The sequence below is a fragment of the Enterococcus sp. AZ171 genome (assembly GCF_051714005.1).
GTDB classification, from domain to species: Bacteria; Bacillota; Bacilli; order Lactobacillales; family Enterococcaceae; genus Enterococcus_B; species Enterococcus_B pernyi.
The window spans coordinates 2165998-2179488 of record NZ_JBIORA010000001.1 but is presented as its reverse complement, the minus strand read 5'-3'; the positions used below and the strand labels follow the sequence as shown (position 1 = coordinate 2179488).

Genomic DNA, 13491 nt, shown 5'->3' with positions numbered 1-13491 from the left:
CCTGTAAAGTGTCCTATCATTTTCATATGTACAATAAAAAACAATAACATAAGTTCTTATGTATAAGTTATTTTATATCGTACAGTAAAGGATAGAGGAATTTAGGATGAAGGAGTGAGAAAATGCTAGAAGTAAAGGATTTGGTTAAGACATTTGGCAGTTATACAGCTGTTGATCATGTTTCTTTTCAAATACCTGATGGGAAAATCATGGGATTGATTGGGCAAAACGGGGCAGGAAAAACAACGACTTTTCGTTTGATTTTAGATTTTTTGACGCAAGATCAAGGAGAAGTACTATGGAACGGCCATCATTTGAGTGAAAAAGATTATGACATCATTGGGTATTTACCTGAAGAACGAGGGCTTTATCCCAAGGTATCGATCCAAGAACAGTTGATCTATTTTGCCGCATTACGGGGAAAAACAAAAAAAGAAATTGAACCTAAGATCGATTTTTGGATGGAGAAATTTCAAGTAAAAGGGAAAAAAACAGATAAAGTTAAGTCCTTATCAAAAGGAAATCAACAAAAGGTACAACTGATTGCAACACTGATCCACGAACCCAAGTTGATTATTTTAGATGAACCTTTTAGTGGGTTGGACCCAGTGAATGCTGAGCTACTTAAAGACGGGATCATCGAATTGAAGAAAAATGGCTCTTGTGTCATTTTTTCTAGTCACAATATGGATAATGTTGAAAAGATTTGTGACCACTTGATCATGCTTCGAAATGGGGAGATGGTACTAGATGGGAAAGTCCACGAGATTCGAGAAGCATTTGGCAGAACAAAGCTATTTTTGGAGTCTGGATTGTCACAACAAGAAGTAGAGGAAATCGCTGGGGTCCAAAAAGTGGTTCTTCGTGAGGATCAATCGTTGGAAATCACGTTGGATCATCCAGATGTAGGGAAAGAAATTTTTACCCGTGCGACACAATTTGGCTATATTCCAATGTTCAATCAACAACCGCCTACTTTAGAAGAAATCTTCAAGATGAAAGCAGGTGAACTACATGGGTAAATTTTGGATCATCACAAAAGATGTCTATTTGAAAAATGTCAAATCGATTTCTTTTATTATTATGATATTAGTCCCGTTTGTTTTGATGGGTGTGATTTACTTAGCAGGTAATTTTGCTCAACAAAACAGTGAAACAGATAAAATCGGTGTGATTGCTGAAGACCAACAAATCACTGATTATTTGAGTCAATCCGATATGGGGGATTTCCACTTTGAAGCTTTTTCATCGGAGGATGAAGCCAAAAGTAAGTTATCTGACGAAAAGATCGATGCGTACATGGTAGTCACGACAGATAATGGAGAAGTATCCGGAGAATTATTTAGTGAAAACTCATTAGGCCAAGCAACACAACTGTTGATCCAACAGCAGTTGACTGGTTTACAGTCAATGATGCGGGCAAGTAGCTTAGGGATCTCTCCTGAAGAAGTGGCTGCATTAAGTCAACCGGCTGTATTTTCACGACAAAAAGTCAGTTTTGACGCCAATGGTGAAATGACGATAGGAGAAGATAACTCAGCTGTTCAATATGCAGTCAGTTATGTCGCAACGATCATTCTATTCATCATCATCTTGACGTATGCACAGATCATCGCGCAAGAGATTGCTTCAGAAAAAGGGACAAGAATCATGGAAGTGATCTTGTCTAGTACCACTGCACAAAAACATTTTTATGGAAAACTAACAGGAGTTCTGCTAGTGGCAGTCACTCAAATGGCTTTATACGGTATCATCTTTGCAGTAGGATTCAACCAGTTCAAAGATATGGAAATCGTTAAAAGTGTACTGGATGGGATTTCTTTGGATAGTATTTTCGGGCCATTCTTATGGTACTCTTTACTATTTATGTTCTTTGGGATCTTGATCTACGCCGTGTTAGCTGCCTTATGTGGCTCACTAGTCAACAAAGCCGAAGATACAGCAAAAGCGATTTTACCAGTGACGTACCTTTCTTTAGGTGGTTATATGCTAGGATTGATCCTTGGTGCATCTGATCCGAATAATATCGTGATCCGCATCACTTCATATATTCCATTCCTATCTTCATATATCATGCCGATCCGCTTGGCAAATGAAACGGTTGAAATAAGTGGCGTATTGATTTCTTTGATCGTTCTAGTGATCATCACATTCGTATTGATGTTCATGTCCGCAAATATGTACAAATCAAACGTGCTTGTTTACAGTGAAGGTGGTATTTGGACGTCATTGAAACAATCGATTTCAATCATGAGAAATGAACGCAAAAAGAAATAAATGTTGAAGTTGTAACAGAAATATTCAATGATGAGAAATAAGCCGAGACGCCCGAAAGGTGAAGAACAATTTTCGGGTGTCTCGGCTTATTTTCGTAAGAGTTGCTTTTAGACGTATACCTAGAGTGCTTTTGTTTGATTTGAAAAATCCACGATTTTATATGTACCTATTTTTTATTTAGTAAAGTAATTTTGTTGTAAATATCCATTGTGTGTCCTATAATTTTAGGTATACCAATTTTGGAGGCGTTTGGATGGATCAATATTTAGAATTATTGTCAGAAAAATTCCCAACAAAAGAAGAAGTCATTACGGAGATCATCAACTTAGAAGCAATCCTACAACTACCAAAAGGAACCGAATTATTTTTAAGTGATATCCATGGAGAGTTTCCAGCATTTGATCATATATTGAGAAATGGTTCAGGGAATCTACGAGAGAAAATCAAAGATTTATTTCAAGATTGTTTAAGTGAAGAAGAGATGAAACGATTAACGATTTTTGTTGCATATCCGGAATACGCATTAGCGACTGACTGGTACAAAAAACAAGACAAAACAACGTTGATCCATCAATTGATCGAGTTACTGCGATTCACTTCTGTTAAGTATACGAGATCAAAAGTAAGAAAAGCCTTACCTAAAGAATATAGTTATATCATTGAGGAATTATTGTATGTCGATGATCGTGTGCAAGGGAAAAAATCTTATGTGAGTAAAATCGTTGATCAGTTGCTTGAGATGAATGAAGAAGAGCGCTTTTTAAAAAAGTTAGCGCAGACGATTCAACGAATGGTGATCGATCATGTCCACGTGGTCGGAGACATCTTTGATCGGGGGACACAAGCCGCCAAAGTGATGGACCGCTTGATGGAGATCCATTCAATCGATATCCAATGGGGCAACCATGATATTTTATGGCTGGGGGCATATTGTGGCTCGGAAACTTGTTTGTTGACCTTATTGCGTATCGCTGCGCGGTATAATTATTTATTCGAGTTGGAAAAAGAATACGCGTTGAATCTGCGTTCCCTTTGTTCGTTTGCGACAGAAACTTATCAAACAAACCCTTTGTTTACACCTAAGAATAGCCAAGACGCAACGGAACGCGAGAGAGAAGAGATGGAGAAAATCCATCAAGCGCTTGCGATCATGCAATTCAAACTAGAATCGCATTTACTGAAACGACGACCAGAATTTGAGATGGCGGATCGGGATATGTTAGCGAATATCGATTATGAAAAAAATGAGTTGTTTCTGGATGGTCAAAAGTATACGATCCATCACCCATGTTTCCAGACGATTTCTGTGCAGGAACCGGATCGTTTAACGGCAGACGAACGACGAGTGATCGATATGTTGCTGTATTCTTTTCAACATTCACTCCGAATGCAAAAACATATGGATTTCCTTTTAGAAAAAGGTAGGATGTATCTTGTCACGAACCAAAGTATCTTGTTTCATGGCTGTATGCCGGTAGATGAACATGGTGAGTTTCTAAGTTTTAAACTTGGGAGTGAGACGTATCAAGGGAAGCAATTGATGGCATTTTTTGAAGAACAGATTCGTGAAAGTGCTAAATCACTGAAGAAAAAAGAAGACCTAGCGACTGATTTGATTTGGTACGCATGGAGTGGGCCTTACTCGCCGTTGTTTGGTAAAAGTAAGATGGCTACGTTTGAGCGTTATTATTTAGCAGAAAAAGAAACGCATGTGGAAGTCAGCAATGCTTACTATCGATTACGAGACAAAGAATGGTTGAGTCAAAAAGTAAGGCGTGAGTTCGGTGTACCTGTCTATGGTTCAGTGATCATCAATGGACATACACCAGTCAAAGTGAAAAAAGGGGAGTCACCAATCAAAGCGGACGGAACAGTTTTCGTGATTGACGGTGGTTTATCAAAGGCCTATCAACGAACAACGGGTATTGCAGGGTATTCGTTGCTATGTAACTCTTATGGCTTTCAAATCGTGACCCACTACCCATTTTTAGGCATCGAGGAACAATTTGAAACAGCCAATGGCTTGGCAGAAGTCAAAAAGGTCATTGATCAACAGTTGCCACGAAAATTAAATCGTGATACGACAAAAGGGAGCGAATTGCAGCGACAAATCGAGCAATTGAAACAGCTGCTTGAGTATCGTAGAAGTTAACTGCAGATCGATGTTCCTTGCATAAAATGAATGAAAGCCCGTCTAGCCGAAACAACATGTTCCTGCTAGACGGGCTCTTCATTTCGTTTATAACGATCATAACGATTGTACAAAATAATCAAATAATTTTTGATCGAGTGGATTTTTTTGGTGAATAAGCTCAGGATGCCATTGAACACCAAGTATTCGTTGGTTGGATCCTTTACTTTCAACAGCTTCCACCAATCCATCAGGAGAATACGCTGTTGCTTTTAGTGTAGGAGCAAGATCCCTGATTGCTTGGTGATGATAAGAATTTACAAAATAAGAAGTAGGTAATACTTCGTGGAGGATACTATCTGGTTCGACTGTGATTTCATGCGTAGCAAATTGTGGGGGAGTTGGTTGTTGTTCATGTTTCACTGACCAATTTGGATATAACGTAAGGTCTTGGTAAAGATTCCCCCCTAACGTTACATTCAATAATTGCATCCCACGACACACAGCTAAGATCGGTTTATTTTGTTTTAATGCTTCATTGATCAACGCCTGTTCAAATAGATCCCGATTCAGGTTTGTTTCTGTCAATTTAGGGTGAGGCGCTTCGTTGTAGAACGAAGGACTGACATCCTGACCGCCAGCTAGGAGCAGCTTATCGACGAGCTGAATGTAGTCACGAGCGCTTTCTGTGGAAGAAATAGGGAGAAGCAAAGGCAAGCCCCCTGCTTGCTGTACCGCATTAACAAAACCTTGCGGGGTGTAAGTGACTTGATTTCCTTGAAATGTTTCTGTAGCCCGCAGTAATTGATTGGCCGCGATACCAATTTTTTGATGCATACGATTTCCTCCATTCATAAACTACTTCTATTTTAGCAATAGTTTAAAAAAATTAAAATATTTGTTTTGGAAAACGTACGTAATTATATAATAGGTAGAATGTTTCTAAAGTTGCTCATTTACTGTCAGTTATGAACTTTCTGAAAGGAAAAAGGGATCTGTTAGTTGAAATTTTACCTGAATTTGTTATACTTGTAAGTAAGAAATATATAAATGGTTGGGCGCAAGCTTCAAGGATCTAGTTCTTCAAGGGGTGAGAAGAACATTTTTTTGAAAGTGCCTAGATTATCTGAAGTTATTTTTAGAGGGACATACTTTCAATGAAAAAAGAAAGGATGTCCCTCTTTTTTTAGAGAAAGGAAGTGGGGAATGTGCTAGAAGCCTTAGAAAAAATCAAACAAGCTGAAAAAGAAAATGAACAAGCGATGAAAAAGCTTCAGCAAGAGTTAAAAGATTATAAAGAAGCAAAAGCGGTCGAATTGGATCAACTTCGTGCAAGTCAAAAACAACATTTGGAACAGTTGCTTGAAGAAAAAAAACGAGCGGAACAGCAAAAAGCGATTGCTGAAAAAAATAAATTGAACGAAGACGCTAGACGATTGCAATCCATCGTACAAGAACAATATGAGAAGCAACGTCAGCAAGCGGTTGACGCGATCATTGAAAGGGTGAAAGAAACCTATGGCCGTCACTAAGATGGAAAAAGTGACTCTTATTTCCGATAAACAAAATCAGGATGCCTTATTACAAGCAATCCAAGGCATCCAAAATGTAGAGATTCGCGATCTTTTTCAAGAAACGACAAATAATCAATGGGTGGATACTTATTTTCCTAAGGCAGCGATTTTTGAAAAAGAACCGATCGTCAATGCGCTTACTAGTCGGATCATGCAAACAAGAGAAGCTGTTCAGTTCATTGATCATCATGGGGACAAGCAACAAAAGAAACAACACCTCAAACGAAGAGAAGTGACCTTGCAGGAACTAGAAGCAAATTATTCGGAAGAAGATTTTACGAAGCGTTTAACTGAAATATTAGGCTTGAAGAAACAATGGGAAACATTAGCAGAACAACGAGAACAACTGTCAGAGCAGGAAGACTGGTTGACACATTGGGCAAATCTGGATGTTATACCGCAAAGCTTTAGTAGTCACCAAACAACAGTTGAGATGGGAACGATCAGTGTTGCTAATGCGACAGAATTTAGAGAAGCATTAGCAAAAGTTCCAGAGGTCTATGTGGAAGAAGTCAGCGAAACAGATCACTTCGTTTACTTGACTTACGTGGGGCTCAAAACTTCAGCATCTATTGTCGATGAGATTGCTACTCGTTATGGTTTTGTCAAAGAAGCATATCCTTATGAGCAAACGCCAAAAGAACAGCTACAGGAAATCAAGCAAGAGTTGCAAGCTTGTTACGAAGCACAAAAACAATTAGCGATCAAAATCGGTCGTTGTAGCAGTTACATCCAAGAATTGGAATGGGCAGAAGAAATTTTCTTGGCAATGGCAGAACGAGAAGCAGTGAAGGATCGATTTGTCATGGCGCCTTACCTGATCGTTGTCCAAGGATGGGTCGGCGAGGACGAAAAGCAAGAATTGATCCAGCAGGTAGAAAATACGTTGTCTGCTGATGAAGTCTTTCTTAGCTTTGAAGCGCCCACCGAAGAAGAGATCGATCAAGAAGTACCAACGAAATTGAAGAACCATCCAATCGTGGCACCTTTTGAAATGCTGACGGAAATGTACAGTTTACCTAAGTATCATGAAATTGATCCGACACCATGGATGACGCCATTTTATCTTGTCTTTTTCGGGATGATGGTGGCTGATATTGGTTATGGTTTACTCATGCTTATAGGCGCAATCATTGCGCAAAAATTGTTGGTATTACCTCGAGGGATGCAGCGATTTGCTAAGTTTTTCGAAATCTTAGCGATTCCGTCGATCATCTGGGGATTTATTTATAGTTCCTTCTTTGGACAAGCGTTACCGACCGAAGTATTAGGTATCCACTTACCCTTCCCGTTGTTGTCTACAACAGATGATGTCAATACGATTTTAGTCTTGTCTGTCATTTTTGGGCTTATCCAAATCTTAGTAGGATTGTTTCTTGCAGCAAAAGAGCATATCAAGCGCAAAGATTACGTGGATGCGATCAATGATGGATTTGCCTGGCAAGGGATTTTAGTGGGAGTCGTCCTTTTATTACTTGGTAGTATGATCGTCAAGAACCCGATTTTTGTTTACCTAGGTGCAGGATTAGCGATTTTATCAGCGCTATGTATTTTTGTCATTCCGATTTTCCAATCTTCATCCAAAGTCAAAGGTGCTGCAAAAGGAGCCTATAATTTGTATGGTTTGACTGGTTATATCGGTGATCTAGTGAGTTACACACGATTGATGGCTTTGGGGATCTCTGGTGGGAGTATCGGCGCTGCCTTCAATATGTTGGTTGCTTTCATGCCGCCAGCCGCGCGCTTTAGTGTCGGGATCTTATTGATCATCGCTTTACATGCGTTGAATATGTTCTTGACCTTGCTTAGTGCCTACGTGCATGGCGCGAGATTGCAATATGTCGAATTTTTCGGCAAGTTTTATACCGGAGGCGGACGGGCCTTCGATCCACTGAAAACAGCGGAAAAATATGTCAATATCAATCATAAGAAAAAGTAAAAAAATTGGAGGAATTTTAAAAAATGATGGATTACTTAATTGCTCAAAATGGTGGAATGGTGTTTGCGGTATTAGCGATGGCAACAGCCACGATCTTTTCAGGGATCGGATCAGCGAAAGGTGTGGGGATGACTGGTGAAGCCGCAGCTGCATTGACGACAAGTCAACCGGAAAAATTTGGACAAGCGTTGATTTTACAATTACTTCCCGGAACACAGGGACTTTATGGCTTCGTAATCGCCTTCTTGATCTTTATCAATTTAAATGCAGATATGTCGGTTGTCCAAGGGCTGAATTTTTTAGGCGCATCTTTACCGATTGCCTTTACAGGATTGTTTTCTGGGATTGCTCAGGGGAAAGTATCTGCTGCAGGTATCCAGATCTTAGCGAAAAAACCAGAACACGCAACTAAAGGAATTATCTTTGCCGCAATGGTTGAAACTTACGCAATCTTAGGCTTCGTTATTTCTTTCTTATTAGTATTGAATGCTTAAACAAGGAGGAAAAACAATGAACGCCATTGATAATATCATTCGTCAAATGAATGAAACAGCTGAAGCAGAACGAGCGGCGTTTGAAAAAGCAGAACGTGAAAAAATCGATCAGCAGTTCAAAATCGAGCGTGCGCGTTTAGAAGCAGACGATGAAAAGCAAAAATCTAAAGAACTTGAAGAAATCGAAAAGAGTTACCGTCAATTAAGAAATCGCCAACAGGTGGAAGTGCGTCAAGCAACACTCAATGAAAAACAAGAATTTTTACATCGTTTGTTTGCTGAAGCACGCCAAGAATTAGAAAGTTGGCCAGCAGAAGATCAACTTTCATTGATGTTCAATATGGTGCAGAATTTATCCTTATCTGGTGAGGTTACTTTATTAGCCGGAGAAAAATCTGCTGCCATTTTAACCAATGAAGTAGTGACAAAGTGGAACCAACAGTTGCCCTTCACCTTGCATCTAAGTGATCGAAGGATTGCCAAAGAAGCAGGATTTTTGATTGATGACCAAGGGGTACAATACAACTTTGTCTATAGTGATCTAGTACAAGAAGTGCAAGAACAAATGCGCTTTGAAATTGCGAAACAACTATTCGAGTAAGGAGGGATCGGTGAATGGATTATCATGAATTAAATCCCTTGATTCGTGGAAGAGAATTAGAACTTTTATCAAAAGAAGATTTTGATCGCATGATCCAGACGAAATCATTGGACGCATTAGGCGAAATGTTAAAAACAACGATTTATCATCCTTATATCTACGAAGGTTTTGAACGGGACTTTGAGGAAAATCTATTGGCTGAGTCGGGCAAACTATTTACCTGGTTGAAAGAATCGGCGCCAGAACCTGAAGTCGTTTGGGTCTATACGATGCGGTATACGTTCCATAATTTAAAAGTCCTGACAAAAGCCGAGATGACGGGTAAAAATCTGGATCACCTGTACCGTAATGATGGTTTTTATTCATGCGAAGCGTTAAAGCAAGCAATCCATACACAAGGCTCTACAGAATTGCCTTCGCAGTTGATGGATAGTATTCGTGAAGTCCATGAATACTGCGAAGAATCCTCTGTGTTACAAGGAATCGATGTTATCTATGATCGCTATTTCTTGACAGAGCAACGCCGTCTTGGAGAGAAACTTGGGTATCCGGAATTACTGGAAGAAATCATTGCGTTTATTGATTTGACTAATATCACGACGATGGCACGCGGTATCTTGCAACAACGATCCAGTGGTTTTATGACTGCAGTACTTTCAAGTTCTGGCAGTATCCCGAAAGAAACGTTTTTGAGTTTCGTCAAAAGCGAGTTGGATACCTATTTGAACTTTCTGCAAACAACAGATTATCGTCAATTGATCGAACCTGCAATCCATGAAGGAGAACTAGATTTTGTTCGATTAGAACAAATCAAAGACGATTACTTATCTTCGCTGTATGAAGCCACACAAACGCAGGCTTTTGGCCCGTTGCCTTTACTTGCTTTCTTGAATGCAAAAGAAATTGAGAGTAAAAATCTTCGGCTATTAGTGATCGGTAAGAAAAATCACTTTGATAATGAAACGATCAGAGAAAGGGTGAGACAAGTCTATGACGCATAAAATCGGTGTCGTTGGCGACAAAGATTCTGTTTTACCATTTAAATTATTTGGGTTTGATGTGCACTATGCGACAGAGCCACAAGAAGTGAGGCGCGCAATCGAACAAATGGCAAAAAGCGCCTATGGAGTGATCTATATCACAGAACAATCGGCGGCGATGACACCTGAGACGATAGAACGTTACAAAGAATCGATGACGCCAGCAATTGTCCTAATCCCTAGCCATCAAGGAACGATGGGGATCGGCGTAGCAGAGATCCAAAAGAGTGTGGAAAAAGCAGTTGGACAAAATATCTTATAGAATGTAAAGGAGATAGTGCATTGCAAATTGGAAAAATCATAAAAGTCTCCGGCCCTCTCGTGATGGCAAAAAATATGTCAGATGCAAGTATCCAAGATATGTGCTTAGTGGGAGAGCTAGGAGTCATCGGCGAAATCATTGAGATGCGCGGAGATGTCGCATCGATACAAGTATACGAAGAAACTTCAGGGATCGGCCCTGGTGAACCCGTTCGTTCAACAGGTGAAGCGTTGTCTGTTGAGTTGGCGCCTGGGATCATTTCACAAATGTTTGATGGGATCCAACGGCCATTGGATACGTTCATGGAGATCACGCAAAGCAACTTTTTAAGTCGTGGTGTCCAATTACCAGCGTTAGACCATGAAAAAAAATGGTGGTTTGAAGCAACTGCTGAAGTCGGGCAAGAAGTCAGTACCGGAGATGTTCTAGGTGTGGTGGATGAAACAAAGATCATCCAACACAAAATCATGGTACCTCATGGTGTCAAAGGAAAAATCAAAAAAATCGAAGCGGGATCATTTACGATCGATGAAGTGGTTTGTGTCATCGAAACAGAAGACGGTTTGCGAGAATTGACGATGTTGCAAAAATGGCCTGTTAGACGGAGTCGTCCGATCAAAGCAAAATTGAATCCGGACGCGCCAATGATCACGGGGCAACGTGTTATCGATACCTTTTTCCCAGTGACAAAAGGCGGAGCTGCCGCTGTACCTGGCCCATTTGGTGCTGGTAAAACAGTTGTTCAGCACCAAATTGCTAAATGGGCAGATGTTGATATGGTCGTTTATGTTGGTTGTGGTGAACGTGGTAATGAGATGACGGACGTACTGAATGAGTTTCCAGAACTGATTGATCCTAATACAGGTGAATCATTGATGGAACGTACCGTATTGATTGCCAATACATCAAATATGCCAGTAGCTGCACGGGAAGCATCGATCTATACAGGGATCACTATTGCGGAATATTTCCGTGATATGGGATATGATGTGGCGATCATGGCAGATTCCACTTCTCGTTGGGCAGAGGCATTGCGAGAAATGAGTGGACGTTTAGAAGAAATGCCTGGTGATGAAGGCTATCCTGCATATTTAGGTTCTCGTTTAGCTGAATACTATGAACGTTCAGGACGTGTCATTGCTTTAGGTAATGAAGAACGTGAAGGAAGCATTACAGCGATCAGTGCGGTCTCACCATCTGGTGGAGATGTTTCTGAACCAGTGACTCAAAATACGTTGCGTGTCGTGAAAGTTTTCTGGGGATTAGACTCCAGTTTGGCGCAAAAACGTCATTTCCCATCCATCAACTGGATTCAAAGCTATTCTCTTTATTCGTCAGAAGTGGGACGTTACATGGATCAGATCCTACAAGCGGATTGGGCAGAGATGGTGGCAGAAGGAATGCGTATCTTGCAACAAGAAGAGCAATTGAATGAAATCGTGCGTCTTGTTGGTGTCGATTCACTTTCAGATAATGATCGCTTGACGCTTGAAGTAGCAAAGTCCATTCGTGAAGATTACTTACAACAAAATGCGTTTGATGAGGTGGATACATTTACTTCTAGAGAAAAACAATTCAAGATGTTGAAATTGATCCTATCTTTTGGTGAAGAAGCACGTCAGGCGATTTCATTAGGTGCTTATCTCAGTGAGATCATGAAAGGAACTGTGGGATTGAGAGAACGAATCGGTCGTAGTAAATTCGTGCCAGAAACAGAATTAGAGAAATTAGATGAAATCCAAGCGAATATCAAACCAACGATCCAAGCAATCGTTTCAGAAGGAGGAATGACCGATGATTAAAGAATATCGAACAATTGGTGAAGTGGTCGGTCCTTTGATGGCGGTCGAGAAAGTCGCTGGGGTGAAATATGAAGAGTTGATTGAAGTTCGTATGCAAAATGGCGAGATTCGTCGTGGACAAGTACTTGAAGTACAAGAAGACAAAGCGATGGTCCAAATTTTTGAAGGAACTAGTGGGATCAATCTGAGAGATTCAACGGTCCGCTTTTTAGGGCATCCATTAGAGTTGGGAGTTTCTGAAGACATGATCGGTCGTGTATTTGACGGGTTAGGTCGTCCAAAAGACAATGGGCCAGAAATCCTACCAGAAAAATACTTGGACATCAATGGAGAAGTCATCAACCCGGTGGCTCGTGATTATCCTGATGAGTTTATCCAAACAGGTATCTCAGCAATCGATCACCTGAATACTTTGGTCAGAGGACAAAAATTGCCGGTATTTTCTGGCTCTGGTTTGCCACACAAAGAATTAGCTGCTCAAATTGCGAGACAAGCGACGGTGTTAGACTCTTCTGATGATTTTGCAGTTGTTTTTGCTGCCATTGGAATCACCTTTGAAGAAGCAGAATTCTTTATGGAAGACTTCCGCCAGACGGGAGCAATCGATCGTTCGGTGATGTTCATGAACTTAGCGAATGACCCAGCCATCGAACGGATCGCAACGCCTCGTATGGCATTGACTGCGGCTGAATATCTCGCTTATGAAAAAGGGATGCACGTGTTAGTCATCATGACAGATATGACTAACTACGCCGAAGCATTACGAGAAATCTCTGCTGCCCGTCGTGAAGTGCCAGGTCGTCGTGGCTATCCAGGGTATCTTTATACGAATTTAGCAACTTTATATGAACGTGCTGGTCGAATACGAGGATTAAAGGGGTCTGTGACACAAATCCCGATCTTGACCATGCCAGAAGATGATAAGACACATCCCATCCCTGATTTGACCGGCTATATCACAGAAGGACAAATCATTTTGACGAGGGAATTGTATAAGAGTGGCATCCAACCACCGATCGATGTCCTGCCTTCGCTTTCACGTTTGAAAGATAAAGGGACAGGTGAAGGGAAAACTAGAAAAGATCATGCAGCGACGATGAACCAATTATTTGCGGCGTATGCCCAAGGTAAACAAGCCAAAGAATTAGCTGTTGTCTTAGGGGAGTCGGCGTTGTCAGACGTGGACAAAATCTATGCTAAGTTTGCGGAACGTTTTGAAAAAGAATATGTCAATCAAGGATTTTATACCAACCGCTCAATCACTGAAACGCTGGATCTAGGATGGGAACTTTTAGCCATGCTTCCACGAACGGAATTAAAACGGATCAAAGATGATCTGCTTGACCAGTACCTGCCAGAAGGGGAGTGAGT

Annotated in this window: 12 protein-coding genes and 1 other annotated feature; of the genes, 11 read left to right on the top strand and 1 reads right to left on the bottom strand. The window is 40.6% G+C overall.

Annotated features, from left to right (window positions below):
• Window positions 1-122: 122 nt before the first annotated feature.
• The 3 genes from IGJ49_RS10585 to IGJ49_RS10575 all read left to right on the top strand — a co-directional run bounded on the left by IGJ49_RS10585 (window position 123) and on the right by IGJ49_RS10575 (window position 4429).
• Window positions 123-1022, top strand: coding sequence for an ABC transporter ATP-binding protein (locus IGJ49_RS10585; protein WP_010734837.1), 900 nt, complete (start codon window positions 123-125; stop codon window positions 1020-1022).
• Window positions 1015-2277, top strand: coding sequence for an ABC transporter permease (locus IGJ49_RS10580; RefSeq protein ID WP_062804873.1), 1263 nt, complete (start codon window positions 1015-1017; stop codon window positions 2275-2277). Before IGJ49_RS10585 ends, IGJ49_RS10580 begins: the two co-directional genes overlap by 8 nt.
• 253 nt (window positions 2278-2530) lie before the next feature.
• Window positions 2531-4429: a fructose-1,6-bisphosphatase gene (locus IGJ49_RS10575; protein WP_224434143.1), complete on the top strand. Its 1899-nt coding sequence runs from the start codon at window positions 2531-2533 to the stop codon at window positions 4427-4429.
• A 96-nt stretch (window positions 4430-4525) separates the two neighbouring features.
• Here IGJ49_RS10575 and IGJ49_RS10570 read toward each other — a convergent pair whose 3' ends face one another.
• A complete protein-coding gene (locus IGJ49_RS10570; RefSeq protein ID WP_010734840.1) occupies window positions 4526-5245 on the bottom strand; it encodes a gamma-glutamyl-gamma-aminobutyrate hydrolase family protein in 720 nt (239 codons plus the stop codon).
• 215 nt (window positions 5246-5460) lie between these two features.
• Window positions 5461-5508, top strand: a sequence feature (sodium ion sensor (DUF1646 type); this cis-regulatory element may regulate processes involved in with the transportation of sodium ions).
• A gap of 99 nt (window positions 5509-5607) precedes the next feature.
• Between IGJ49_RS10570 and IGJ49_RS10565 the strand changes: the two genes are divergently transcribed.
• The 8 genes from IGJ49_RS10565 to IGJ49_RS10530 are packed head-to-tail and all read left to right on the top strand — an operon-like array spanning window position 5608 to window position 13489.
• Window positions 5608-5940, top strand: a complete 333-nt coding sequence (locus IGJ49_RS10565; RefSeq protein WP_438723379.1) for a hypothetical protein — start codon at window positions 5608-5610, stop codon at window positions 5938-5940.
• A complete protein-coding gene (locus tag IGJ49_RS10560; protein ID WP_224434142.1) occupies window positions 5927-7921 on the top strand; it encodes a V-type ATP synthase subunit I in 1995 nt (664 codons plus the stop codon). The genes IGJ49_RS10565 and IGJ49_RS10560 overlap by 14 nt, the downstream gene beginning before the upstream one ends.
• A gap of 23 nt (window positions 7922-7944) precedes the next feature.
• Window positions 7945-8415 (top strand): V-type ATP synthase subunit K, encoded by a 471-nt coding sequence (locus tag IGJ49_RS10555; RefSeq protein ID WP_010734843.1) that lies wholly within the window; start codon window positions 7945-7947, stop codon window positions 8413-8415.
• Window positions 8416-8431: 16 nt separating this feature from the next.
• Complete coding sequence (locus IGJ49_RS10550) at window positions 8432-9016, top strand: V-type ATP synthase subunit E (protein ID WP_023520056.1); 585 nt, start codon at window positions 8432-8434, stop codon at window positions 9014-9016.
• Window positions 9017-9030: 14 nt separating this feature from the next.
• Window positions 9031-10017: a V-type ATPase subunit gene (locus IGJ49_RS10545; RefSeq protein WP_224434141.1), complete on the top strand. Its 987-nt coding sequence runs from the start codon at window positions 9031-9033 to the stop codon at window positions 10015-10017.
• On the top strand, window positions 10007-10318 hold the full coding sequence (locus IGJ49_RS10540; protein WP_010734846.1) for a V-type ATP synthase subunit F: 312 nt from the start codon (window positions 10007-10009) through the stop codon (window positions 10316-10318). The genes IGJ49_RS10545 and IGJ49_RS10540 overlap by 11 nt, the downstream gene beginning before the upstream one ends.
• Window positions 10319-10338: 20 nt before the next feature.
• Entirely contained in the window at window positions 10339-12120 is a 1782-nt protein-coding gene (locus tag IGJ49_RS10535) for a V-type ATP synthase subunit A (RefSeq protein ID WP_023520055.1), read from the top strand.
• Window positions 12113-13489, top strand: coding sequence for a V-type ATP synthase subunit B (locus tag IGJ49_RS10530; protein ID WP_010734848.1), 1377 nt, complete (start codon window positions 12113-12115; stop codon window positions 13487-13489). Before IGJ49_RS10535 ends, IGJ49_RS10530 begins: the two co-directional genes overlap by 8 nt.
• The last annotated feature ends 2 nt before the right edge of the window (window positions 13490-13491 follow it).

What these genes read in the sequence shown, in the direction of transcription:
- IGJ49_RS10550 (WP_023520056.1), top strand. Translation starts at nt 8,432, where the DNA reads ATGAACGCCATTGATAATATCATTCGTCAAATGAATGAAACAGCTGAA.
- IGJ49_RS10545 (WP_224434141.1), top strand. Translation starts at nt 9,031, where the DNA reads ATGGATTATCATGAATTAAATCCCTTGATTCGTGGAAGAGAATTAGAA.
- IGJ49_RS10570 (WP_010734840.1), bottom strand. Translation starts at nt 5,245, where the DNA reads ATGCATCAAAAAATTGGTATCGCGGCCAATCAATTACTGCGGGCTACA.
- IGJ49_RS10580 (WP_062804873.1), top strand. Translation starts at nt 1,015, where the DNA reads ATGGGTAAATTTTGGATCATCACAAAAGATGTCTATTTGAAAAATGTC.
- IGJ49_RS10540 (WP_010734846.1), top strand. Translation starts at nt 10,007, where the DNA reads ATGACGCATAAAATCGGTGTCGTTGGCGACAAAGATTCTGTTTTACCA.
- IGJ49_RS10530 (WP_010734848.1), top strand. Translation starts at nt 12,113, where the DNA reads ATGATTAAAGAATATCGAACAATTGGTGAAGTGGTCGGTCCTTTGATG.
- IGJ49_RS10575 (WP_224434143.1), top strand. Translation starts at nt 2,531, where the DNA reads ATGGATCAATATTTAGAATTATTGTCAGAAAAATTCCCAACAAAAGAA.
- IGJ49_RS10585 (WP_010734837.1), top strand. Translation starts at nt 123, where the DNA reads ATGCTAGAAGTAAAGGATTTGGTTAAGACATTTGGCAGTTATACAGCT.
- IGJ49_RS10560 (WP_224434142.1), top strand. Translation starts at nt 5,927, where the DNA reads ATGGCCGTCACTAAGATGGAAAAAGTGACTCTTATTTCCGATAAACAA.
- IGJ49_RS10555 (WP_010734843.1), top strand. Translation starts at nt 7,945, where the DNA reads ATGATGGATTACTTAATTGCTCAAAATGGTGGAATGGTGTTTGCGGTA.